Source organism: uncultured Subdoligranulum sp., assembly GCF_963931595.1.
GTDB lineage: Bacteria > Bacillota > Clostridia > Oscillospirales > Ruminococcaceae > Gemmiger.
Genome location: NZ_OZ007030.1, coordinates 2,867,457 through 2,890,472, shown reverse-complemented (window position 1 = coordinate 2,890,472; position 23,016 = coordinate 2,867,457). Strand labels below are relative to the sequence as shown.

Below are 23,016 nucleotides of genomic sequence, written 5' to 3'. Positions count from 1 at the left end.
TCCTCCGCCTGCTGGCGTTTCCAGGAAAATTTGTGGAGCCGGGGTCAGCCGGCTTCGATGAGTTCCACCGCCTTTTCCAGCAGTTCGTCCCGGCCCGCGGCGATGCCCGCCACGGTGGGGGTGCACAGCACATCGGGCTGCAGTCCCACCCGCTGGGTCTGCCCGCCCTCGGGGGTCAGCACCCCCAGGGCGGTGAACCGGGTGCGGCATCCGCCGGGCAGTTTGATATAGACGGCGTTGCCGTCCGCCCCCACCGAGGGGCTGCCCACCACCACCGCGCCGGGGGCCTGCCGCACCGACATGATGGTGTACTCCGCCTGGCTCTGGCTGGTCTCGTCCATGAGCACCACCACCTGCCCGGTGTACAGCGGGAAGGCGGCGGTCCCGTCGGCCAGTCCCAGCGCGGCCATCGTCCCGGCGCCGCTGCTGTAGGGGATCTGGAAGAACCGCCCCGGGTCGGCCAGGCTGGGCAGTTCCAGAATGGTAAATTCGGTGGGGGCGGGATTCAGATATTCGGGCAGCAAAAACCGCAGGTCCACCGCGGGATACTGCCGCAGATCCACCACCAGGCCGTCGGTGCCGGCGAAGTCGGTCATCAGCGCTTGCAGCTCCCCCTCCTTCAGGGTGCCGGGGGCGATGTAGCCGATGCGCCCGTCCTCCATCAGGCCGCTGCCGGGGCGGGCGGGGCCGCCGTACACCTCGGTGCGGTTGGCCACCTCCACCGTCTGTTCGGTGCCGTCCCGGCGCAAAGTCACCCGGGAAGTCTTTCCCGCCGCGCTCATGAGGGGATAGGCCAGCACGTTGACGAACTTGTCCGGTTCGGGCAGCGGGAAGTATTCGCTGAGCTCGGCGATGCGGTCGGCCATCGTCATGCCGTCCACCGCCAGCAGCACGTCGCCGGGGCGCAGGGCGGTGCAGTCGTCCGGCACCGCTTTCACCACCACCTCCCCGTCAATGGACAGGAAGGTGCAGGGCAGCCAGTAGCGGCCGTAATACCGCAAAAGGCCCATGTCGGGGGTTTCCAGCATCACATGGCCGTCGCCGGTTTGGGCGGTGAGCCGCGCCAGCGCCCGCTCGTAGCCGGTACGGTCCTTGGCCGCCACCATATCGTCGATGGCGCCGCGCAAAGCGTCGTCCCAGTCCGTCCGGGTGATGTCCACGTTGGGGGAAAACCAGGCGAAGGCATTCCAGAACCGGAAGGCTCCCAGCAGCCGCACCCCCGCGTCGGTGCCGTCAAAATCCGGCCGGGGGTCTTCGTGGGAAAAGTCCACCACGCCCTCCCCCCGGGAGGCATAGCCGCAGGTCCAGTCCGACACATGGGTGCGGGAGAGGTCTTCCAGATACCCGCACAGTTCTTCGCCGAGAAATGCCCGGTGGGAGATCCAGTCCATTGGGTTTTGGGTGCCGGGGGCGGTGTCCAGCATCTCCAGTTCGGGCAGGGCCTCCTCGGCGGTGGCCGGGGTGAAGGGGAACTGCTTCAGCCAGTCCGCCAGCACGGCGTTGACGGCCTCCTCATCCGCCGCCTGCAAGACCCGGGGCATCACCCGGAACAGCTCGGCGTCCCAGTTCACCTGCCCGCCGATGACCGAGGGGTGGCGGTATTTCACATACCCCCACACCTTGGCCAGCTTGTAAAGGGAATCCCGCTGCAGGGCGGTGGCGTCCTCCAGCACGATGCCCGAACCATGGGCAAATTCGGTGTCCCGGTCCCGGGGCAGGGCGCCCGTGTCGGGGTCGCCCCGCAGCACCACCAGCACCGCGGCACAGACAGCCAGCACCGCCCCGCAGAGGATCAGCCAGAGATAGCGTCGGACGGCCTGTTTCATGGGTTTCCTCCTTGTCTGCGGGCGGCAGTTCCCCGCCCGGCCATTCTTTCCTGGTTTCAGTGTAGACGCTTTTCCCCCATGGGTCAAGGAACAGTCTGCACGATATTGCCGGGCATTTCTTATGCAAGTTTCCGGGCCGAAAAAAGTCCCGCTCCATGGGGCTCCATGGAACGGGACAAAGGAAAACAAAGGGTTCAGGCCAGCCGGTGTGCCTCCAGCCAGACCATCAGGGTGGGCTTTTCCGCCCGGATGCGCCGTGCCCGCACCGTGAACACCACAATGGTCAGCAGGGTAAAGACCACCAGCCAGACGGCCAGGTAGACAAGGCAGCCCCGCACGCTCTCGCCGCCGCAGATGGCACGGCGGAAGGCGGTGACGGTGTAGGTGAAGGGCACCCAGTCATGGAGATACTTCACGAAGGAGCCGGACAGTTCCAGCGGATAGGTCCCCACCGACCCGGCCAGCTGGATCACCATAAAGACCAGCATCAGGAAGCTGCCCGCCTTGCCCAGCAGGTTGGTGAAGAAGTACATCACCGACATGAAGGTCACCGAGGCCACGCAGGCCACCAGCAGGGTCTGGCCCATCCGGGCCGGGTCGAACCCGTTGATGGCGTGCAGCGCCCCCACCATCACCAGCGCCTGGGCCACCGCGATGGTATACAGCACCGAGGCCTTGCTCAGCCACCAGGCGAAGCCGCTCTTCAGTTTGCCCGCGTACTCGGTCAGGGGATACATCAGGCTGAAGGCGATGCAGCCCACCCACAGGGCCACCGACATCATGTAGGGGGCCATGCCGTGGCCGTTGTTGGGCACCCGGGTCAGCTGGGATTCGGTGGTGGTCACCGGGGCGGCGAACATCTCGGCCGCCGCGTCGCCGGTGTTGGTGCCGCGGATCTCCGCCGCGCCGTCCGCCAGGCTGTCCTGCAGGGTGCCGGCACCGTCGGTCAGCTGTTGGATGCCCTCCGCCAGTTCGCCGCTGCCGTCCGCCAGCTGCCGGGCACCGTCCTGGATCTGGTCGGCGCCGCCGGTCAGCGCCGCGGCACCCTCGTTCAGCGCCGGGCTGTTCCGGGTCAGCGCTGCGGCGCCCTCCGCCAGCCGGGCCGTGCCGTTCTTCAGGTCGCCGGTGCCCTGCTGCAGACGGCTGATGCCGTCGGTCAGGGCGGGCAGTTTGCCGTTCAGGCTGTTCATGCCGTTCTGCAGGTCGCCGCTGCCGGTCACCAGCGCCGCCAGACCGCCGTTGAGCTGGTCGGCACCCTGGCGCAGCACCGCCGTGCCCTGCTGCTGCAAAGCCGCGCCGCCGCTGGCCGCCTGGGCGATGCCGCCGGTGAGCAGCGGGGCCTGCTGGGCCAGCCGGGCGGTGCCGTCTTCCAGCTGGGTGAGGCCGGTCACCAGGGAATCCGTCCCCGCCGAAAGCTGCTGGGCCCCCGCCTGCAGGGCGGGCAGACCGCTGGCGGGATCGGCCAGCGCCGCACTTCCCGCGGCGGCCTGGCCCACACCGGCGGTGTAGGCGGTCAGCCCCGTTTGCAGCTGGGCCGCCCCCTGCTGCAGCTGGGTCACCGCGGCACTCAGCTCTCCGGTTCCCGTGTCCCCGGATGCACTGCCCAGGGCTTCCGCCGCACCGGACAGCGCATTTGCGGCCTGCTGGCGGGCGTTGTCGGCGGCCTGCGCCGCCTGATAATTCTGCTGCGCTGCCGTCGCCAGCTCGTCGGCTGCCGCGATCAGGGCGTTCAGGGCATCCGGGTCCCCGCTTTGGGCGGCTGCGGTGTTGTCCGCGATGGTCTGCGCCAGGGCGGCGGGGTCCTGGGGCGTGACTGCCCCGGCCTGAACTGCCTGGGCAGTTTCATTCAGCTGCCCGGCCAGCGCCTGCAGGCCGTCCCCTGTGCCGCCGGACCCTGCCACCGCCGCGGCCAGGGAATCCAGCCCGTTTTTCAGGCCGGCGGCGCCCTGGTTCAGGGCCTCCGACTGTCCGTTCAGCGTCTGCAGCCCCTGATTCAGGGCATCCGCCCCCGCCTGGGCCTTCTGGGCCCCCGCCGTCAGGCTGCCGGCCCCCTGCTGCAGCTGTTCCGCGCCGTCCAGCGCCCGGGCCGCGCCGTCATCCAGCGCGGCGGCCGATTCCGGCAGCGTCTCGGTCTGGCTTTGCAGCTGGGCCAGCCCTTCGTTCAGGGTCTTCATCCGGTCATCCACCTGGGCCGCGCCGCCGGCCAGCGTATCGCTGCCGGTCCTGGCGTCGGCGGCTCCCTGGGCCAGCCGGTCCGCGCCGTCCTTCAGGGCGCTGACGCCCTGGGTCAGTTCCGGCGCCGAGTTCTGCATCTGATCCACGCCGTCCTTCAGCTGGGCGGCACCGTCATCCAGCTTTTGGGCGCCGTCCCACAGCTGCTGCACCCCCTGGGTGTACTGGGCCAGCCCCTGGGTGAGGGTCTCGCTGCCGCTGCGGAAGGTCAGCGTGCTGTCCGCCAGCAGTTCCAGGTTTTCCCGGATGGTATCGTTGCCGTCGGCCAGCTGCCGGGTGCCGTCCCGGAGCTCCCCCGCGCCGTCCGCGGCCTCCGCCATGCCGTCCCCCACCCGGGTGATCTGGTCGAACATGGTTTCGGCGTAGGTCCTGGTCACCTCTTCCCGGACCCCCGCCTGGATCTCCTTCATGGCGGTCTCGCTCAATTTGGAGGCGATGTAGTTGGTGCCCGGGTTGGTTTCGTAGGCCAGCTCCATCTTATGGGGCTGGGCGTCGGTGAGGGTGGCCGCATTGGCGGAAAAATCCTGCGGAATGGTGATCACCATATAATAGCGGCCCTCCGCCAGGCCCCGGGCCGCCTCGCCGGCATCGGTGAGGCGGAAGTCCAGGGAGGCATCCCGCTGCAGGTTTTCCACCAGCTGGCCGCCCACGTCCAGTGTTTTGCCCTCGTATTCCACCGGCCGGTCCTCATTGACCAGCGCCACCGGCAGATTTTCCACGCTGCCGTAGGGGTCCCACATGGAACCGAGAAACAGGGTGGTGTAGATGGTGGGGATGGCGATGACGGCCAGCACCACCACCAGCATCAGCCGGTTGCTCAGCAGCTTTTTCCATTCATTTTTCAGCATAGAACGAAAAACTCGCTTCCTTTCCTCTATCCGGGCAAAAAGCAAGACACGGCGTTGTTTATTCGTCGCCATATTGCTTTTTACCGCATGGAGCATTATACTAAACGGGAGGAAGGGACTCAACCGACAATTTTCCATCGTCGTGGCCAGTAATCGACATTATGTCGGTTTGTGTTGAACTGTCATAAATAATTTACAAATGAAAGGATGGCGTTCCATGGAAAAGAAGCCCGACCGGCGGATCCGCCGCACCAAGGCGCTGCTGCGGCACGGCCTTGCCCAGCTGATGACCGAGAAAAGCGTCAACGAAGTGACCGTGAAGGAACTGGTGGACCTGGTGGACATCAACCGTTCCACCTTCTATCTGCACTACACCGACATCTACAACATGCTGGAAAAGGTGGAGGACGAGCTGTTCGAGGAGATCCTGCACACCATCCGCACCCATCCGGTCAGCCCCTTCAACAAGGACAGTTTTCCCTTCATCGAGGATATCTTCGCCATTCTGTTTGACAACCGGGAGATCTGTGCCGCACTGCTGGGCCCCCACGGGGACATCGGGTTTCTCCACCGCATCGAGGAGATGCTGTCCCAGTACAGTCTGGCGGCCCTGCGGGAGGCCTTTCCCGAGCGGATGGACAACCTGAAATACACCTACGCCTACTGCGTGGCCGGCGGCGTGGGTCTGATCAAGGACTGGCTGTCCAACGGCTGCCAGGAAAGCCCCCAGCATATGGCCCAGCTTACCTTCCGGTTGGTGACCAACACCGTGAGTGATTTTTATCCCCACGCCTGACGGGGAAAGGCCGTTTGTCCCCTTTCCGGGGGGGCGGCAATACAAAAAGGAGACGCCTGCGCGTCTCCTTTTTTCTTTACCATGCTCTTCTTACTTCTGCATCCTCCGGGGACTCTCCGGCGGGCTAACCAACAGTCCACCGGACTGTTGGTTCCGGCGCTGCGGCGCCGTCGCCCTGTTCGAGCCCTCCGAGCGTGCAACCAAAAAAGAGCCCCCACGGCGGGACATGAACTGAACCGCCCCAGATTGTGCAGACAGTACAAAAAAGCCCCGGGTGCAGGAATATTCGGTTTTAGCAGGAGTGGCGCAGCGTCAGCGGAGCCAACCGCACTTGGCGTCGCTTTTTACTTGCTTATTCTACTTTCTGTTGGAATCTCTGGCGAATCGTCATCGTCAAAGTCTGCTACAATTTTCTTCGCTAGATACTATTGAATTTGGGTTATGCAGCTTTGCAACTGCAAAAGCAAAAACCAGTAGCAACGGAAACACAGATAATAGTGCTTGTATAGCTGTTATGCTTGGGTCGGCACCTATTTGTTGCAGAAAGTAAGTTGACAATACCAACTGGCTATCTGTCTGCAAAAAGGTCATGGGTTGTTCAAGCATGTTCCAACTCTCAGCCACCGATAATAGGCTACCTGCCAGTATGTAGGGGGAAAGCATTGGGATATAAATCCGGAAAAAGCATTGCCGAGTAGAAGCTCCTTCACAGATTGCTGCTTCGAACAGGCTAGGATGAATTTGCTCACTGCCAAACCAGAAGATCAAAACAAGAAAAGGCTGGAAGGCAGACATGAGCACGACACCGCCCGCGTGGTGTAAAAGATGCATCCGATCCAATAAAAGATATTGTGGAAGTATGAGTGCTTGTTGCGGAAGAAACATCAACAAAAGGCAGAGATAGAGCACTTTTCGGGCAATATGCTGCGGAAGCATTTTCGAAAGTGCAAGGCCTGCGGGTATGTTGACCAACCACTGTAGCAGTAGATTTCCTACAGCAAGTATAATCGTATTTAGATAGGCAGCCCAAAATATCGTTTCAAGTTCCAGAGAACTTTCCAAAAGGGAAAGAACACCAGCTTTTACAAATGGGAGGAGCAAAGCTGCGCAAGGAAGTATGTACAGGAACACAAGCGACTTGAAGAGCGGGCGTTGCCAGCGGGGATGTTTAATCATGACCGCCCACCTTCTTTCCTTTTCCAGACAGGTAATTTCCAAAAGGCCGAAAAGAATACGAGTAGAAGCAACGGGATAACAATGAGAAAGACCGACGCCGCCTCCAGTCTGGCAAAATTCATGTTACTGAAATTGTTTTGCAGGAAATGTTGTAAACTGTACAGTGATTCTGTAGGATGCGCCCCACCCAAAAGCAAGGCTTCGCGGAAACAGCGAAATGAATTGTATACAGCTAGGATGGCACAAATTCCCAAAGAAGGGGCTGTAAGAGGAAGGCGAATGGAAAAAACAATTCGCCAATAAGAGGCCCCTTCCAGTGCAGCTGCCTCCAAGTATTCTTCCGGAATTGAGCCCAACGCGACTATTAGAATCAAAAGCGAATATCCAAGCCCTTTCCAAAGAACGAGACAGCCAAAAACCATACCAGACACTTGTCCCGTAGACCAATCTGCAGGTAAAAGGGAAAACAGACCATCGATCTGCGAAGTTCCGAACAACTGGGAAACAATTTCTACCACACAGACGGCTGGCAAAACGGCGGGTAAAAAGAAGAGAGCCGATGATCTACCACCGTGGATACGATGGCACAGTAATGCCAGAAGAAAGGCGATACAAAGATTCAAAGGCAGGACAAATGCCCAAAGAATCAGAAGATTACGAATTGCCAGCAAGAAGGTATGATTCTGCAACAGTTCTATATAGTTTTCCATCCCCACGAAGGTATTTCCCATGCCGCGGTAAAAGCTGCGGATAAACGCTATAACAAACGGAAGCAGATAATTGACCATAAGAGCCAGAAACATAGGAACCAGTAAAAGCCAGCCTGTGATATGGCGTTGTCGGGACAGTGATCCACTTTTTACAAAGAAATTCATGGAATTCCTTTCATTCATCCAGATACATTTGCAATCTGGGCGTCAGCGTGTCAATCAGTTCATCCAGCGTTGTATCTCCGTAGAGATAGTCGTTCAGGGAGGAGGTCAGTACATCATCTCCCGTTTCACTCTGCCCCAGTTCCAGCGCACTGTACCAAATGGTATGAAAATGTGCGGATGTGATTTGGTCGCAGATCGCCTGAAGGCTCTGCACCGTGGTGTCTTGCAGATTGCCGCCATAGGTTTCCTCACGGAAGGCGATGTCATCCTCGGAGAGCTTTTCTTTGGAAGCATCATAGACAAGGAACCGATGCGCGCTTTCCAGCGAAGCCTTTATACTGTCGCGCCGCACAGGCAGCTCTTCGGTGGTCGAGGGATAGGCAGCGGCGTCCTGGCATTCTGCGCTCATCAGATAATAGAGCAGTTCTGCGCATTGCTTCGGATATTGTGTGTTGGCACTGGCCATTGCGTAGCTGGAAATTTCTGCTGTAATGCCGCTGTTTTCGTTGGGAATCCCCTGGACGAACGGGGCGATGCCTTTGGTATCCAGGGGGTGCAAGGTCCCCAGCGCGATGTTAGACATTTCCAGAAGGCCAAAAGGGGTCCCCGCAGCCAACGCATCGATCTGCTGCGAGTCATAGTTGTTGAAGAAATTGAGCTGATGGGTGGTGTAGTCCTTTTCAATGGTCAAGGCCTGACGGACAGCATCAGTATCTAACTGAATAGCGCCTTCCTGGTAGTCAATCAACGGTTGATCAAGCAGGTTTGTCAAGCTCAAGGAATATTCGACCTGTTTGCCGTTTTCCTTCAGGACACGGGACAATTCCTCAAAAAAAGCTGTTTGATTCGCTGAGGCTATATCCGGTTGAAATCCACTTTCTGTGATAACGTTCTCTGCTCCAACAAATAAAGGGACCGAAAAAGAAAGTGGCAAAATATATTGCTGGCCATCCAGTTGCCCGGCAGCCAGAACCCCGGAATAGCAGCTGGAGGGATCGAATGCATTGGCATCCGCATAGTCGGAAAGATTCAAAAAGGAGTGATTCTTCATTGCTTTTTGAACGTCCGGGAACAAATTCTCATCCGTGAATCGCAAAGTCTGCATCAGAAAAATATCGGGTCCGCCACCTGTTATGATCTCAGTATTCAGCTGGTTGATCTCCGATTCTCGTGCAGCTTGATCGCTGGCACCACTTACAGGAGATACAAATTCCAGATGAATTTCCGGATGAGAATCCTCGAAGTCCTTTAATTTTTCGTAGATGGGAAAATGCGCTTCTTCATCAGTGTAAACGGCTTCCAGATACACGGACAGGGTGACAGTTTCGTTTTTCTGTGATGAGCTCATGGTGGGAGTGTTCGAACTCTTTGGATTTTCTGAGCTACTTGATGCTGTTGAAACGCACGAGGTACAGCTTATCAGAAGAACGATAGAAGCCACAAGTAGAGCAGCAGCTTTTTTCATGCCATATCCTTTCGATTAACATTCCAGGTGAGTTAAGATATCTTGTAATTTAGTAGGAATACTTCACGCACAAAAAAGTACATAACATGCACGTTTTTATCATTATAGCATACGGTAATAGGTGCAACAAGCAAGCAGGAAGCAAATCGAGTAAATCTTTCAGCCATTACTCAAAAATTTACAATAGCTTACCAATCTTCCATCCGAAATAGTCGTTCTGATTAATAATGCCGCCTAAAAGGAATGTTTTCTCATTGCTCCATCTTGTGAGAAGATTCTGGAATGCCTGGTTGTGAACTACAATCGCAATGTGCTCAAATGCTAATGGATTGCAAGTGCAAGGGAGTTGGCATTTTTCCTCGTTTACCGGAATGAATTCAATGAGGGCGCAATCCTCTTGATCCAACCATAATAGCTGACGAAGCAACGTCTGCAACGATTCATTTTCTTCTATGGAGAGAATTGTTTCCGGCACGTTCAACGCGTGAGCTATATTCTTAATCAGGTTACGTTTTGGAGTTCGATACCCTATCTCATATTGAGCGATACGATTTGCCACACTCGCTCCCAGTCCAATCCGCTCACCTAACTCCAGTTGCGTCATGTGACGATGTTGACGGATTAGACGAATTTTAGTTCCAATTTTCATGATATAATTCTGCCTCCACCTTGTAGACACGTTCGAAGCGTTAACATACTGTATTCGTCTGGTTTACATGAAAAAAGGGAGGACCGGCGCTCTGTGCCAATCCTCCCAATATCGATCAATATGAAAAACGCCCTGCTTTCCAGCAAGGCGTTTCTTTGGTGCGCCATTCCCATCCAAAAACGAACCAAGTACTTCTTCTAAAGATACCGGGCGTCCGCCCTCCTGATAGTTGAAATTCACCACGATGCGGTCATCGAACAGATAGATGGAATTGACAAAACAGTCGATGACCTTTTCCTGAAAGGCGATATCCGCCGGGTCGCCGTGGCGGAACTGATCGGACCAGAACAGAATCTGTTCCCGAGTGATGGGCGTCTTTTCGATTTGCTCCTGCAGGATGCTGGTTTCCAGTGCTTCCCGCTGCTGCTCCAGTTCCTCCATCCGCGACTTGGTGGAGGGCGTCAGGATGCCCTGCTCGATGGCCGCCACCAGATTGTCGATCCGGCGCTTTACCTCTTTCAGTTCCGCCTGCAAGACCGGCAGACGGGTGTTTTCCTTGCTCTGGTATTCCAGCAGCTTGTCCGCCAGCAGGTCGATGACCCGGTCGTTCAGCACCTTTTCCAGCGCCGTCTGCACCACAAACTGCTCCAGCGGTTCCTTGCGCACCGGCTTCAAGCTGCAAGCCTCCTTGCCGCTGCGTTTGCGGGTGCCGCATTTATAGTAACAGTGGACCGTGCCCGTGTGGCTTCTGCCGCTCTCCCCTGCCATCATGGTACCGCACTTGCCGCAGAACAGCTTGGTGGTGAGCAGATAGCGAACATCCGCCTTGTTGTGGGCTGGTGCCTGGCGGTGAATCTCGCACCGCCGCTGCACCGCATCGAAGCGATCCGGGTCGATGATGGCTGGGATGGCGTCCGGGATGACGGTATCCTTATAGCGGTATTCGCCCAGATACCGGCGGTTCTTGAGCAGCGTCTGGAAACTGTTCTTGGTGAACGGGTTGCCACGGCTGTTGCGGATGCCCCGGGCGTTCAGCGATTCGATGATACTGCGGATGCTCTCCCCCGCCGCATACCGCTGGAACGCTTCCTGCACCACCGGTGCGGTGGCCGGGTCGAGCTGGTAGTGATGCTCCCTGTCGATGCGGTAGCCCAGCGGCACCGGGCCGCCGTTGAACTTGGCCTTGAGTGCATTTTCCTTGTGGCCGCGGCTGACCTTCTCGGCCAGGTCGGCCGAATAATACTCGGCCATGCCTTCCAGCAGGCTTTCCAGCATGATGCCCTCCGGCGTGTTGGAGATGGGCTCGGTCACCGACACCACATGGACCCGGTTGTTTTTAAGGATGCGCTTATAGTGGGCCGAGTCGTACCGGTTGCGGGAAAAGCGGTCCAGCTTCCAAACCAGAACTGCCTCAAAGGTGTGGGTGGCGCTGTCGTGGATCACCTGCTGGAACTGCGGGCGGCTGTCGGTCTTGGCAGAAAACGCCCGGTCAATGTACGTGCCAATCAGGTTGATGCCGTTCTGGTCGGCATATTCCTTGCATTCCCGCAGCTGGCCTTCGATGGATTCCTCCCGCTGGTTGTCGCTGCTGTAGCGGGCATAGATCACGGCATTCATGGCATGCACCTCCTTACCTGTGCTTTTCCTCTTCTCCCATATTGAGGATCATCTGCTTCAAGCGGCGGTTCAGCTCGCTGCCCGGCGTGAAGCAGGCTTCCACAAACTCGCTCCAATCCGGTTTGCGCTGTACCACCTCCTGCACCCCCTCCGGCGTGACGCAGACATACCGTCCGCGGGGGTCCTCGCACAGACCGAAGATATAGTCCAGCGATACATTAAAATAGGTGGCGTACCAGACCAGAATGCGGTAAGGTGCCGCCGCCCGGTCGGTTTCGTACCGGTTGATGGCAGCCTGGTTGGTTCCGGCCAGCGCCGCCAGCTGGGCCTGGGTCAGCCCCGCATCCTTGCGCAGCACGCGCAGTCGGGTGCCTACAGATACATCCATTCCGTTTTCTCCTTCCTTGTATATTCTAAATTCAAGTATAAACTATTCAAGAATATTTTCAAGTAGTGCGTGGAAATTTTGTTTGCTCCCCATGGCAAAACCCGCTATACTGGAACCAAAATCCATCCCAGGAGGGGTTCTCGTGAAGATTCTGCTTGTGGAAGATGACACCGCCATTGCCGGGGCGCTTACGACCTTTCTGACCGGAAAGGGCTGCCGGGTCACCGTCTGCCCTACCCTTTCGGAGGCGCGGGAGCTGCTGGCAGCCGCCCTGCCCGATGTGGCCGTGCTGGACTGGAACCTGCCCGATGGAGCCGGCGCGGACCTTTGCCGGGAACTGCGGCAGCGCCGCCCCGGGCTGCCCCTTCTGCTGCTGACGGTGCGGGGCGACACCCGGGATATCCTTGCGGGGTTTGCCTGCGGCGCCGACGATTATGTGACCAAACCCTTTGACCGGGAGGTGCTTTATGCCCGGCTGCTGGCCCTGGGGCGGCGCAGCCGTCCCGACGAGGAAGCGGGGCTTTGCTGCTGCGGCATCCGGCTGGACCCGGCCCGGCAGACCGTCACCTGCCAGGGGGAACCGGCGGCGCTGGCACCGCTGGAATATCAGCTTCTCCACCTGCTGATGCAAAACAAGGGCCGCACCGTGACCCGACAGCAGCTGCTGGACGCCCTGTGGGACCAGAACGGCCACTTTGTCAATGACAACACCCTCACCGTGACGATGAAGCGGCTGCGGGAAAAACTGGGCCGTCCCGCCTGCCTGAAAACGGTGCGCAGCTTTGGCTACCGATTGGAGGAATCCCAACGATGAAACCTTCTTTTGTGCGCCGGATGGCGGTTCCGGCAGTCTGTCTGCTGGCGGTGGCGGTGGCAACAGGCCTGCTGGCATTCTGGTCCGCCGCCCGTCAACTGGCTTTGCTGGACGGCTTCTGCACCGCTCTGGTCGCCCGCGCCCCCGAAACCGCCGATGCCGTCTACGCGCTGATGAAGGACGGAACCTTTGCGGGGCAGACGGCCTCTGGCGTACTGGCGGAACTGGGGTACCAGCCCCGGGATTTTGCCGCCGGGACCGGGTGGCTGTTCGCCGTGGCCGGGGCGGCGCTGGCTTTGGGGTTTGCCCTGCTGGGCGGGGGATTTTTCCTTTCCCTCCGGGCCGCATACCGGCAGCGGCAGCAGCTGATCCGCCTGCTGGAAGCCGCCCGCACCGGCCAGCCCCTGCCGCTGCTCACCGGGAACGGCATGGCCGAGGGCAGCTATGCCCGTCTGGCCGATGAGATCCAGAAAACCGTCACCGAACTTTCCCTCACCCGGCAGGAGGCGGTGAGGGCCCGGGACCGGTTTGCCCAGAACCTTGCCAACATCGCCCACCAGCTGAAAACACCCCTTACCGCCCTCTCTCTGGCAGCCCAGAGCGCCGGGGTTGAATCTATGGCTGCCCCGCTGGCACGACTCACCGGGCTGGAGGAATCCCTGCTGTTGCTGGCCCGGCTGGACACGGGGGCCCTGCCTTTGCACCCCGAACCCTGCGATCTCTACACCCTGCTGATGATGGCGGCGGACAATCTGGAATCCCTGGCCGAATCCGCCGGGGTAACGATGGACATCCCGGAACTGGAGCCCATCCCGGTCACCTGCGACCCCGACTGGACGATGGAAGCCCTTCTGAACCTGATGAAAAACTGTGTGGAGCACGCCCCTGCGGGCAGCGCGGTCCGCTGTTCCTGCCGCCGCAACGCCCTTTACACCGAGGTGGTGTTGCAGGATGCGGGGGCCGGTTTTTCCCCGGCTGATCTGGACCATCTGTTTGAGCGGTTTTACCGAGGAGAGCACCCCAGCCCCCACAGCACCGGGTTGGGGCTGGCCATCGCCAAAGAATTGCTGGAACGGCAGAACGCCCTGGTCCATGCCGAAAACGCCCCCGACGGCGGCGGACGGTTTGTGGTGCGGTTTTACGGGTGACTGTCACCGGAATGTCACCTTACGGTGGTAGAATGGACGCCAAAGGAGGACATTTCATGGAACTGCTGCGTTGTACCGATCTGAAAAAAGTCTACGGCAAGGGGGACACCGCCGTCTGTGCCCTGAACGGCATCGACCTGACGGTGGAACGGGGAACCTTCGTGGCCGTGGTAGGGGCTTCCGGTTCGGGCAAATCCACCCTGCTGCATCTGCTGGCCGGGGTGGACAGGCCCACTGCCGGGCAGGTCCTCATCGACGGGGTGGAGGTGGGTTCGCTGGACCCCACCCAAGCCGCCCTCTTCCGCCGCCGCAAGGTGGGGCTGATCTATCAGTTTTTCAACCTCATCCCCACCCTCTCGGTGGAGAAAAACATTGCCCTGCCCCTGCTGCTGGACAAGCGGAAGCCCGACCCGGTTTTCCTGGATTCACTGCTCCGGACGCTGGGGCTGGAGGAGAAGCGCCGTGCCCTGCCGGGGCAGCTTTCCGGCGGGCAGCAGCAGCGGGTGGCCATCGCCCGGGCGCTCTGCTGCCGACCGGCCCTGCTGCTGGCCGACGAGCCCACCGGCAATCTGGACCGGAAAAACAGCACCGAGATCCTGGACCTGCTCCGGCTCTTTCACAAGAATCTCGGCCAGACCATCCTGCTGGTGACCCACGACGAAGCCCTGGCAGCCCAGGCGGACCGGGTCATCACTCTCAGCGACGGGCGGATCGTCAGTGACCGCTCACGGGGGTGAGGACCATGTGGAAAAACTTTTCTCGGGACGATCTGGCCCATACACCTACCGCTGTCCGGACGATGGCCTTGTCGGCTTTGGCGGCTTCCTTTTTTCTGGCGCTGCTCTGCGGCCTGTTTTACAACGCCTGGGCCTACGAGGTGGACCGTGTCCTGCGGGAGGAAGGCAGCTGGCAGGCCCGACTGACCCTGACCGACGGGGCGCAGGCGGAAACGCTGGAACAGTTTGCCCAGGTGGATACCGTCACCCCCGACGAGGGGCTGTCCGGGCCGGATGCCCTAGTGGTGGAGCTGACCTTCCGGGACAAAACCGCTGTGTATGACACGCTGGGTCTCATCCGGGACCGGCTGGGGCTGGACGACGACCAGATCCAGACCCACGATACCCTTTTGTCTCTCTATGGAGTCACCGATCCCGACCACCCGGCCCTGTTGCTTCCCTTCCTGGCCGGGGTGCTGGCGCTGCTGGTGGCGGCGCTGGTGCTTTTGCTGCGCAACGCCTTTGAGATCACCATGCAGGCCCGGCTCCACCGGCTGGGCATTCTGGCCAGCGTGGGGGCCACGCCCCGTCAGCTGCGCCTTTGCCTGTTGCAGGAGGCCGCTGCCGTCTCGCTGCTGCCGCTGGCGGTAGGCACTTTGCTGGGCTTTGCCGCCTGCCGGGGAGTATTGGCGGCGGTCAATCAGGTGGCCGCCGGTCTGCCCGACCGGCAACCGGCGGAATTTACCCTGCATCCGGCGGTGGCGGCTGCGGCGCTGCTGGCAGCGCTGGTCACCGTCCTGCTTTCGGCCTGGCTGCCCGCCCGCCGGCTCTGCCGGATCCCGCCGCTGGAAGCGATGCGGGGCCCCCTTCCACCCCAGGCGAGGGGAAAGGGCAAACGCTCCCTCACCACCCGCCTGCTGGCACGGTGCTTTGGCATCCGGGGGGAACTGGCAGGCAGCGCCCTGCAAACCCAGAAAAAATCCCTGCGCATTGCCAACCTCTCCCTGCTGCTCTCGTTTCTCGGCTTCACCGCCATCCTCTGCTTTTTCACTCTGTCAGGCATCAGCACCGACATGACCTATTTTGCGCGGTACCAGGACGCCTGGGACGTGATGGCCACCCTGCCGGATACCCGGCTTTCCGACTTTTCCCTCACCGGGGAGCTGGCCGACATTTCCGGAGTGGAGGACTGCCTGGTCTACGAAAAGGAGCAGGCCGCCGTCCTGCTGCCCGCCGAAGCCCAGAGTACTGCCTTGCAGGCGCTGGGCGGTCTGGGCGCACTGGCCGGGGAGGAGGCCACCGTCATCCAGGGCGGCTGGCTGGTGGAGGCGCCCCTGGTGATTCTGGACGATACCAGTTTTCTCCGCTTCTGTGAGGAGGCGGGCATTGCCCCTTCGCTGGACGGAGCGGTACTGCTCAACCGAATATGGGACAGCCAGCACAGCAATTTCCGCAACCGACAGTACCTGCCCTTTGTGCAACCCAACACCACCGCTCTCACCCTGGCGGACGGGGATGGTACTGCTCTTGGGGCGTTGCCCCTGCTGGGCCTGACCGATACCCCGCCCAACCTGCGGGAAGAATATGACCAGTATACCCTTGTCCTGTTTTGGCCCCAGAGCCTGTGGGAGCGCTGGACGCAGGAACATTCCCTGCCCACGCCGGCCCGGGAGCCGGAGGTAATGGTACGCCTGCTGGGGCGGGAGGGCATCTCCCAGGCAGAATGCGAAACGCTGCAGAAGGAAGTCACCACCCTGCTGGAAGGAGCCGGCTATGCCTGCACCGTGGAAAACCGGCTGACCGAACGCGCCGACAACGACCGGATGATCCAGGGGGCCGAGGCCATCCTGGGGGCGTTCTGCCTGCTGGTGGCGGCCATCGGGCTGGCCAACGTTTTTCTCAACACCCTGGGCTTTGTGGAACAGCGCCGCCGGGCCTTTGCCCGGTATCTCTCCTTGGGGATGACACCCCGGGAGCTGCGCAGTCTCTTCTGGATGGAAGGGGCGGTGCTGGCCTTGCGCCCGCTGGTCATTACCCTGCCCCTCACCGCAGGTATGGTTGCCCTGATGCTCCGGGCCAGTTACCTGGACCCGACCCTGTTTCTGGCCGAAGCGCCGGTATTGCCCGTTGCTCTTTTCGCGCTGGGCATCCTTTTCTTTGTGGCGTTGGCCTATGCCCTGGGTGCCCGCCGGGTCCTTTCAACCGACCTGACCGGGCTGCTCAAGGATGACAGCCTGATATAAATACATCAACAGGACCGCTGATCAGCGGTCCTGTTTTTCTATCCTCTAAGGGTTCATGTCCTGTTTTTATCCCGGATTGTAGGTACCCAATGCATCGCTGAGTTCCAGAATCCAGTCGGGATAGGTCTGCCCCACATTTGGGCTGATGATACTCATCAATTCCACTTTTCCCTCCCGGTACGTTCCCTTGCAAACGAACTGATACTGAAGGCCGTCATACCGGACCAGAAGGTCCATCTCCAGCCAAAGAAAGCCGTCATCCAGCCGAGTCTTCCAGAATTGCTTTTGCATTGCGAATCTCCATACCATCGTCGCGCAATGCTGCCAATGTCGAGGCCATTCCCTCCGAATTTCCTATGTAGGTACAGATTGCTTCCTCTTCCCCTGTTTCAATGGCCCGGGCTGCCTTCTGTGCGCACAGATAGGCCGGAATACACTGCCATGTGAATCCGTCTCCCCGTATCACCCCATTCAAGGTGGGAAAGGCAAGCACCAACAAGAAACAGGCGCAGAGAATCCACAAAACAGCTTTCTTCGCCAATGCCTTTTCCGTCTTTTCCAGTTGGCGCTCCGAATAATCCAGAACCGTTCTGGTTGCCGCATCCAGTTCCTCCGTCTGCACTTTCGGAGCCATTCTTTCCCCCGAGAGCAGTTCCACATCACTTCCTAATCACAGTCATTGCAAAGTCGACATTTACAATTTGAGCAGCCCCATTATAAATAGGATACAATTATCCACCAGCAATCGCTGAATTTCCAGTTGAAATAAGTAACATTTACCCAAAATATAGTTGAATTACATTATGTGATATGATACAATATACCCAATGAATGTCGTAATGGACGTATTAAAAAAGTGGGAGGGCCGGTTATGTCTATTCTGACGGATAAATTAATGGATGCTCTTAAAGATCTCAAACCTAAATCTGCTTTGGCTCTTGCAAACGGTATGGTTTATGCAAGTGGTTGTGGGTGTACAGGTAATTGCGGGCAAAGTTGCTCTGGTGGTTGCGAAGTAGGTTGCACAGGCAACTGTGGTCGGAGTTGTTCCGGTTCGTGTAGTTAAAATGTGAACAAGGCCTATAATCGCAACAATTGTTGCGGTTATAGGCCTTGTTTTTTATGTGTTATATTTATTGATTAAGAGGAATTTCTATGGATAAGAAACCACGTTTTTCACCCACAATCTGCTTAACTCATAACTGCAATTTGGATTGTGTCTATTGCTATCAACAGCATGACACAAATATGCGAATGGAGTTTACTACCGCCCGAAAATGTATTGACTGGATATTTGATAACATCCCTGATGATATGGAAGGAGTTGAAATCGGATTTATTGGCGGGGAACCTCTTCTCGAGTTTGATTTAATCAAGCGAATCGTTGAGTATACGTGCTCGAAGCCTATACATGACAATTACATTTTTTATGCAACTACTAATGGAACCGTACTTACTCAAGAAATGAAAGAATGGTTCACTAAACATAAGCACTGTTTTGTTCTCGGTTTAAGTTTAGATGGAACACCCGATACTCATAACAAAAATCGGTGTAACTCTTTTGATGCAATTGATATTGCCTTTTTCCGAGAAACTTGGCCCGAGCAAGGAATAAAAATGACCTTGACAGAATATTCACTGCAACATTTAGCCGAGAATATCAAATACATTCATTCCCTTGGTTTCAAAGAGATTGGCGGTGTAAATCTTTTTGAGGGTACCTTTGACTGGAGCAGTGAAAAATATATTAAGATTTTAGTTCCACAGCTGGCTGAATTGGTGGACTTCTATGTGGAAAATGACCACCTGCAAATTGATCAGATGCTAAATCGCCGCATTGCTATGTGTGAAGAAAAAAATCGCAAACGACAAAAGTGGTGTGGTATTGGAACTGGCGCAATTTTCTTTGATATTGACGGTAAGCGGAGGCCATGTCCTTTTTGCACACCGATGACTTTCGGCAAAGAAGACTTAGATGCTATTTGTAATTGTGATTTTTCTCGTGTTGACGATTTTATAGACGACACTTGTTACAATGAATGTTATATATATCCTGTATGTCCCTATTGTGCAGGAGCAAATTATTTAACTCAGAAAACCTTTAAAATACGAGATAAATCAAAATGTAAAATCCAAAAACTTATTACGCTGTTTTCTGCTGACTTAATTGCAAAACGCATTGTAAAGCACCCGGACCAATACGAGGATTCAATGCGATATCATACTATTAGTGCAATAGAGAAAATTCGTGCACTATATTTGCCAGAATTTGAAAAATACCTAGTGTAGGATATCTTGTTCAGTCGGCATTTAGTTCTATAAAATTACTCAGGAGCCGACATATTCTATATGTTGGCTCCTGTTGTTTTACCTTTAATGAAGGGAGTTCCTTACTATGGATGCACCAATAAGGGTTTGGGGAGTTGAAACAAATAATCTGAAAAATATTGATGTCCAACTTGTTCCAAATGCAATAAATCTTTTAATCGGTCCATCTGGTAGTGGAAAATCTTCTTTAGCTTACGATACTATCGCCCAAATTGGTTATCACGAATTCATGTCGATGTTTGCTGATAATATTTCTGAGCCTACATATCGTATTAAAGGGTATGAAAATATGTATCCAGCAGTTCCCATAAAGCAATCTAATTATAACAATAATATCAGATCTACAATCGGTACTTATTTTGGAGTTAGCAGAAGTATTATTCTTGTTTATGCAGCAGTCCTAAATGTAAGCGAAGATCGATTTATACTAAATAAGGAAGAAAATTTTTGCAGTGAGTGCCATGGGTTGGGATTTAAAAAGGTTTTGGATAAAAACCGAATTATCAATTATGATATTCCCTTAAAAGACAACCCCTTTCGTTGCTGGAATAGATTTACAAGTTTTTACAAACAAATTATAGAACACTTTTGTCTTGACTATAAAATTGACTCAAATAAGACATTCCGGCAAATTTCTGAACATGAAAAAGAGCTGCTTCTTTATGGCGAAAGCAAAGAAAAATACTCGATTCGTTATCAAACGTCCGGTCGAGTGGCCCAAAGAACAACCAAATATTATGGCGTTATGACCGGAGTTTCGATGCTACCTAAATATACCATTTCTGAACATTTTTTTTCAAATTGTGAATGTGAGATTTGCCATGGAGAAAAATACTCACCGGAACTCGAGCAATATAGAATATTCAATTTATCCATTGGTAGATTTATGGTAACACCGTTTGAGCAATTGATATCTACAATGGAGCAAATGTGCTCACAATACTCGGAACCTCAGTTACAATTTGCCATAAACAGCATCTATCACTTTGTGCGTACAGCAACTGAGCTTGGACTAGGTTATCTTTTTTTCAATCGTGCAATTCCAACGCTTTCCGGTGGTGAATTGCAAAGGCTTCGTTTGATTCAAGTTTTAAATACACAACTATCCAATTTACTACTAGTTTTGGATGAACCGTTAGCTGGACTTTCAGGAAGTGAAAAATGTGCCGTTTATCGCTCCATTGTGCGGTTAGCGAAGCGGCATACTCTTCTTATTGTTGATCATAGTGATACATTTTGCAAAATCGCACAAAATATCCTAGCATTGGGAATGGAGGGGGGCAAAAATGGGGGGCATATAATAGATGCTGAGAAGTATATAAATCGAGAAAGAATTAAGCGAACAATTCCAATAAACCAGCCCACAGAAGTTATACATGTATTAATTAGTAATTGTGTTTATCAGTATAATGGAGTCAACCTACACATCGGCATAAATAGTTTGAATTTGATTACAGGGCATTCTGGTATTGGTAAATCAACTCTTCTTCGAGAGTATTTCCCCCAATTTTTTGAAAAATATCAATATGTAAGCGCAAAGCCACTGCTGGGCAACAAAAACAATTCTGTTGCAACTACCTTAAATGTTTTTCCGCATATTTTGGATTTATTTGCGATTAAATTCAAAAAAAGCAGAAGCTTTTTTTCTAATCAATACGGTGGGACTGGAATATGCGCCAAATGTAAAGGGGTAGGCTACTTAGAATATGGTAGTAGATATGATGGTACTGTACGATTAGAATGTGGCGAGTGTAGCGGTACGGGTTTTAACAAGAAATTAAAAAAATACAAACTTTCAGGGAAGAACATCTATGATATTTGGAATATGACAATTGATGAACTAGGTAACTTCCTATGCGACCTTTCTCCAATACCTATCATAAATGAAGCTAAAGCGCTTATGTTAGGTCATCTAAAATTAGGGCAATCTGTTTCTACATTATCCGGAGGCGAAAACATTCGAATCAGACTATTAAAGACAGCCCAGACTACCGCAGCAGTATTGGGGATTGATGAACCTTTTAAAGGGCTTAATAATTCTGAAATTTTTATGGTTGTGCAATATTTGGATCACCTTAGATCCAAAGGGAAAACAATTATTGTTACCGACCATAGTGAGGGAATCGCGCATTATTTTGCACGATGTATCGAGCTAGTTAATAAAATGGATGTTTTATGTGAGAAAAGTTGAAATCCTCTGCTGAGCAATAAACAAAGACACCCCATCCCTGAGTAATTTGCTTGATCGGAGATGGGGTTCTGCTGTGTAAGCGTAAGTTGTCGGTTGCTTTAACTCTAGGAGGTTCCTCGCTCCCACTTGGAGACTGCCCGGTCTGTGACATGAAGCCGGTCCGCAAGCTCTTTTTGGGTCATCTTCTTCTCTTTTCTGCAGCTTTTGATAAAAGCCCCGGTTTTCAGGTTATCCATCTGTTTTCCCACCTCCTTTGTCTAAAATTATACCATACACCCCCGAAAAAGCACCAAACCACCGGTTGAGTTTTATAAAAAGCGCTCCTCCGGCTTTTGGATTATCCTTATTTACCGTCGATTTTTCTTCCACCCCTCAAACAGCCGTTTCCCCTCTTCCGACTGGTAAAATGCCTGGATCTTGGGCAGCAGGAACCGGGCGAACCGCTCCAGCTCCTGCTGGGGCACGCCGTCCTCCCGGTATTTGGCGGACGCCGCTGCCTGTGCTGTTTTCTTCTCCTGCCGATCTTCCGTAGCGGCTCCTTTCTGCAGGGCTGCCCCCTGCTGCCTTGCTGCTTGTTCTTTCATCGTTCCTGGCCCTTGGCCTGCTGGCGGCGTTGCTGACGGTTCAGCCGCTTTTCCTCCTGCTGACGGCGGCAGATGCCCAGCACAAACGCCTGCACCTGCTCCGGTGCCACACGCATAGCTTCCCGGTAAGGACGGGTCTCGGTGAGCACTGCATCCAGCTGTTCCTCACAGCGGTGGAGGCGCTGGCGCAGCTCCTGTTCTCTCACTATACTTTGCTGCAGCTGCATCCGCAGGCTGCGCTTCTCCGCCTGCAGCTTGCCGCTGGCTTTTGCCATCTCGCATAGGGCCTGGAAGTCCTGCGGCACCAGTTCCACACGCTTTTCCAGCACACCTTTGGTTTTGGCCCGCTGCTCGATGTCTGCCACATCGCGGATCGAGCCGGAAATGTTCTTTACCTGGGAGATAAGCTCCTTTCGCTGGCCTTGCAGTTGTTTGGTCTGGTCAGACAGTTCTGCCACTGTCTGGCGGTCCTTCTGGACCTTATACTCCAGGACCTCCAAATGTTCAGCATCGCTGCCCTGTACACCGCGCTCAAAGTCGGTAAATCCCGCCTGCCGCATGTGCTCGAAGAATTGTGTTTGCAGCAGGCTGTAGGAACTTACCAGCCGGGGCTTGCCGTTCTTTTTCAGCACAGGCTGGCCCTGTTCGTCGGTCATGGGAACCATCGGCCACTTTTTGCTGTGGCTCACCTGCATGATCGTCTCCCGCACGGTGCCACGCAGCGCCGGGTCCTTGCACCGCTTGGACCAGCGGATCTGCTTTTCCACCACCGGCAGGTAGACAACGTGGAGGTGATAGTGGAACACATCCCTTCCCAGCCGGTCACTGGCTTCCCGGTTGCGCTCGTCGGCGTGCATGACTGCCGAGATGATGTACTGTTCCCCGCCTGCGATTTCCTTGGCCAGCTCGTACACCTCGGCGTAGAATTGCTTGGCGTACTCATAGCCGCCGTGGGTCTCGAAATAGTCGGTGTTCACATCAAATACCAGCTCATCAAAGACGTAGGCATCCGGTTTTAATCCTCGGGTGGAAACGACACCATCTTCCACCATCCGGTCAAATTGCTGTGCGTAAGTAGCTGCCTCACAGTCTTTGAAGGTCACATTAAAACGACCCATGG

The 23,016-nt window shown here is 55.6% G+C and carries 20 protein-coding genes; 7 read left to right on the top strand and 13 right to left on the bottom strand.

The features are described 5' to 3' along the window. Window positions 1-44: 44 nt before the first annotated feature. On the bottom strand, window positions 45-1,826 hold the full coding sequence (locus ABGT73_RS13775) for a S41 family peptidase (protein WP_346670215.1): 1,782 nt from the start codon (window positions 1,824-1,826) through the stop codon (window positions 45-47). A 194-nt stretch (window positions 1,827-2,020) separates the two neighbouring features. Beyond that, window positions 2,021-4,906, bottom strand: a complete 2,886-nt coding sequence (locus ABGT73_RS13770; RefSeq protein WP_346670214.1) for a YhgE/Pip domain-containing protein — start codon at window positions 4,904-4,906, stop codon at window positions 2,021-2,023. A 217-nt stretch (window positions 4,907-5,123) separates the two neighbouring features. On the opposite strand from ABGT73_RS13770, the gene ABGT73_RS13765 reads away from it, so the two are divergent. Further along, window positions 5,124-5,702: a TetR-like C-terminal domain-containing protein gene (locus ABGT73_RS13765; RefSeq protein WP_346670213.1), complete on the top strand. Its 579-nt coding sequence runs from the start codon at window positions 5,124-5,126 to the stop codon at window positions 5,700-5,702. A 393-nt stretch (window positions 5,703-6,095) separates the two neighbouring features. On the opposite strand, the gene ABGT73_RS13760 is transcribed toward ABGT73_RS13765, so the two are convergent. The 6 genes from ABGT73_RS13760 to ABGT73_RS13735 all read right to left on the bottom strand — a co-directional run bounded on the left by ABGT73_RS13760 (window position 6,096) and on the right by ABGT73_RS13735 (window position 11,872). After that, window positions 6,096-6,878 carry a hypothetical protein gene (locus ABGT73_RS13760; RefSeq protein ID WP_346670212.1) on the bottom strand — a complete coding sequence of 261 codons (783 nt, stop codon included), beginning with the start codon at window positions 6,876-6,878 and terminating at the stop codon, window positions 6,096-6,098. Continuing rightward, window positions 6,875-7,753 (bottom strand): sugar ABC transporter permease, encoded by an 879-nt coding sequence (locus ABGT73_RS13755; RefSeq protein ID WP_346670211.1) that lies wholly within the window; start codon window positions 7,751-7,753, stop codon window positions 6,875-6,877. Before ABGT73_RS13755 ends, ABGT73_RS13760 begins: the two co-directional genes overlap by 4 nt. A gap of 10 nt (window positions 7,754-7,763) precedes the next feature. Next, window positions 7,764-9,218: a hypothetical protein gene (locus tag ABGT73_RS13750; RefSeq protein ID WP_346670210.1), complete on the bottom strand. Its 1,455-nt coding sequence runs from the start codon at window positions 9,216-9,218 to the stop codon at window positions 7,764-7,766. 178 nt (window positions 9,219-9,396) lie between these two features. Further along, window positions 9,397-9,867, bottom strand: a complete 471-nt coding sequence (locus tag ABGT73_RS13745; RefSeq protein ID WP_346670209.1) for a helix-turn-helix transcriptional regulator — start codon at window positions 9,865-9,867, stop codon at window positions 9,397-9,399. Between the two features lie 63 nt (window positions 9,868-9,930). Further along, complete coding sequence (locus ABGT73_RS13740) at window positions 9,931-11,484, bottom strand: recombinase family protein (protein ID WP_346670208.1); 1,554 nt, start codon at window positions 11,482-11,484, stop codon at window positions 9,931-9,933. 13 nt (window positions 11,485-11,497) lie between these two features. Continuing rightward, window positions 11,498-11,872 (bottom strand): helix-turn-helix transcriptional regulator, encoded by a 375-nt coding sequence (locus ABGT73_RS13735; RefSeq protein ID WP_346670207.1) that lies wholly within the window; start codon window positions 11,870-11,872, stop codon window positions 11,498-11,500. Between the two features lie 142 nt (window positions 11,873-12,014). Between ABGT73_RS13735 and ABGT73_RS13730 the strand changes: the two genes are divergently transcribed. The 4 genes from ABGT73_RS13730 to ABGT73_RS13715 are packed head-to-tail and all read left to right on the top strand — an operon-like array spanning window position 12,015 to window position 16,793. After that, window positions 12,015-12,686, top strand: coding sequence for a response regulator transcription factor (locus tag ABGT73_RS13730; protein WP_346670206.1), 672 nt, complete (start codon window positions 12,015-12,017; stop codon window positions 12,684-12,686). Beyond that, window positions 12,683-13,834 (top strand): HAMP domain-containing sensor histidine kinase, encoded by a 1,152-nt coding sequence (locus ABGT73_RS13725; RefSeq protein ID WP_346670205.1) that lies wholly within the window; start codon window positions 12,683-12,685, stop codon window positions 13,832-13,834. Before ABGT73_RS13730 ends, ABGT73_RS13725 begins: the two co-directional genes overlap by 4 nt. A 56-nt stretch (window positions 13,835-13,890) precedes the next feature. After that, a complete protein-coding gene (locus ABGT73_RS13720; protein WP_346670204.1) occupies window positions 13,891-14,571 on the top strand; it encodes an ABC transporter ATP-binding protein in 681 nt (226 codons plus the stop codon). Between the two features lie 5 nt (window positions 14,572-14,576). Continuing rightward, the gene (locus ABGT73_RS13715) at window positions 14,577-16,793 is read left to right on the top strand and encodes an ABC transporter permease (RefSeq protein ID WP_346670203.1); all 2,217 of its coding nucleotides are present in this window, start codon (window positions 14,577-14,579) and stop codon (window positions 16,791-16,793) included. Window positions 16,794-16,859: 66 nt separating this feature from the next. Here the strand turns inward: ABGT73_RS13715 and ABGT73_RS13710 are convergent, their stop codons facing one another. After that, window positions 16,860-17,084 carry a hypothetical protein gene (locus tag ABGT73_RS13710; RefSeq protein ID WP_346670202.1) on the bottom strand — a complete coding sequence of 75 codons (225 nt, stop codon included), beginning with the start codon at window positions 17,082-17,084 and terminating at the stop codon, window positions 16,860-16,862. Continuing rightward, window positions 17,050-17,451 carry a hypothetical protein gene (locus ABGT73_RS13705; RefSeq protein WP_346670201.1) on the bottom strand — a complete coding sequence of 134 codons (402 nt, stop codon included), beginning with the start codon at window positions 17,449-17,451 and terminating at the stop codon, window positions 17,050-17,052. The genes ABGT73_RS13710 and ABGT73_RS13705 overlap by 35 nt, the downstream gene beginning before the upstream one ends. A 497-nt stretch (window positions 17,452-17,948) precedes the next feature. On the opposite strand from ABGT73_RS13705, the gene ABGT73_RS13700 reads away from it, so the two are divergent. Then, window positions 17,949-19,082 (top strand): radical SAM protein, encoded by a 1,134-nt coding sequence (locus ABGT73_RS13700; protein WP_346670200.1) that lies wholly within the window; start codon window positions 17,949-17,951, stop codon window positions 19,080-19,082. A 106-nt stretch (window positions 19,083-19,188) separates the two neighbouring features. Continuing rightward, window positions 19,189-21,312 carry a hypothetical protein gene (locus ABGT73_RS13695; RefSeq protein WP_346670199.1) on the top strand — a complete coding sequence of 708 codons (2,124 nt, stop codon included), beginning with the start codon at window positions 19,189-19,191 and terminating at the stop codon, window positions 21,310-21,312. A 104-nt stretch (window positions 21,313-21,416) separates the two neighbouring features. Here the strand turns inward: ABGT73_RS13695 and ABGT73_RS13690 are convergent, their stop codons facing one another. The 3 genes from ABGT73_RS13690 to ABGT73_RS13680 all read right to left on the bottom strand — a co-directional run bounded on the left by ABGT73_RS13690 (window position 21,417) and on the right by ABGT73_RS13680 (window position 22,999). Further along, the gene (locus tag ABGT73_RS13690) at window positions 21,417-21,548 is read right to left on the bottom strand and encodes a helix-turn-helix transcriptional regulator (protein WP_346670198.1); all 132 of its coding nucleotides are present in this window, start codon (window positions 21,546-21,548) and stop codon (window positions 21,417-21,419) included. A gap of 111 nt (window positions 21,549-21,659) precedes the next feature. Then, window positions 21,660-21,896 carry a hypothetical protein gene (locus ABGT73_RS13685; protein WP_346670197.1) on the bottom strand — a complete coding sequence of 79 codons (237 nt, stop codon included), beginning with the start codon at window positions 21,894-21,896 and terminating at the stop codon, window positions 21,660-21,662. Further along, window positions 21,893-22,999, bottom strand: coding sequence for a plasmid recombination protein (locus ABGT73_RS13680; RefSeq protein WP_346670196.1), 1,107 nt, complete (start codon window positions 22,997-22,999; stop codon window positions 21,893-21,895). The genes ABGT73_RS13685 and ABGT73_RS13680 overlap by 4 nt, the downstream gene beginning before the upstream one ends. Window positions 23,000-23,016 lie beyond the last annotated feature (17 nt).

Bases quoted from the DNA above. Each gene is read 5' to 3' on its own strand.
- ABGT73_RS13700 (WP_346670200.1), top strand. From the start codon at position 17,949: ATGGATAAGAAACCACGTTTTTCACCCACAATCTGCTTAACTCATAAC.
- ABGT73_RS13690 (WP_346670198.1), bottom strand. From the start codon at position 21,548: ATGGATAACCTGAAAACCGGGGCTTTTATCAAAAGCTGCAGAAAAGAG.
- ABGT73_RS13725 (WP_346670205.1), top strand. From the start codon at position 12,683: ATGAAACCTTCTTTTGTGCGCCGGATGGCGGTTCCGGCAGTCTGTCTG.
- ABGT73_RS13770 (WP_346670214.1), bottom strand. From the start codon at position 4,906: ATGCTGAAAAATGAATGGAAAAAGCTGCTGAGCAACCGGCTGATGCTG.
- ABGT73_RS13750 (WP_346670210.1), bottom strand. From the start codon at position 9,218: ATGAAAAAAGCTGCTGCTCTACTTGTGGCTTCTATCGTTCTTCTGATA.
- ABGT73_RS13740 (WP_346670208.1), bottom strand. From the start codon at position 11,484: ATGAATGCCGTGATCTATGCCCGCTACAGCAGCGACAACCAGCGGGAG.
- ABGT73_RS13715 (WP_346670203.1), top strand. From the start codon at position 14,577: ATGTGGAAAAACTTTTCTCGGGACGATCTGGCCCATACACCTACCGCT.
- ABGT73_RS13710 (WP_346670202.1), bottom strand. From the start codon at position 17,084: ATGCAAAAGCAATTCTGGAAGACTCGGCTGGATGACGGCTTTCTTTGG.
- ABGT73_RS13720 (WP_346670204.1), top strand. From the start codon at position 13,891: ATGGAACTGCTGCGTTGTACCGATCTGAAAAAAGTCTACGGCAAGGGG.
- ABGT73_RS13695 (WP_346670199.1), top strand. From the start codon at position 19,189: ATGGATGCACCAATAAGGGTTTGGGGAGTTGAAACAAATAATCTGAAA.
- ABGT73_RS13755 (WP_346670211.1), bottom strand. From the start codon at position 7,753: ATGAATTTCTTTGTAAAAAGTGGATCACTGTCCCGACAACGCCATATC.
- ABGT73_RS13735 (WP_346670207.1), bottom strand. From the start codon at position 11,872: ATGGATGTATCTGTAGGCACCCGACTGCGCGTGCTGCGCAAGGATGCG.
- ABGT73_RS13765 (WP_346670213.1), top strand. From the start codon at position 5,124: ATGGAAAAGAAGCCCGACCGGCGGATCCGCCGCACCAAGGCGCTGCTG.
- ABGT73_RS13745 (WP_346670209.1), bottom strand. From the start codon at position 9,867: ATGAAAATTGGAACTAAAATTCGTCTAATCCGTCAACATCGTCACATG.
- ABGT73_RS13760 (WP_346670212.1), bottom strand. From the start codon at position 6,878: ATGATTAAACATCCCCGCTGGCAACGCCCGCTCTTCAAGTCGCTTGTG.
- ABGT73_RS13775 (WP_346670215.1), bottom strand. From the start codon at position 1,826: ATGAAACAGGCCGTCCGACGCTATCTCTGGCTGATCCTCTGCGGGGCG.
- ABGT73_RS13685 (WP_346670197.1), bottom strand. From the start codon at position 21,896: ATGAAAGAACAAGCAGCAAGGCAGCAGGGGGCAGCCCTGCAGAAAGGA.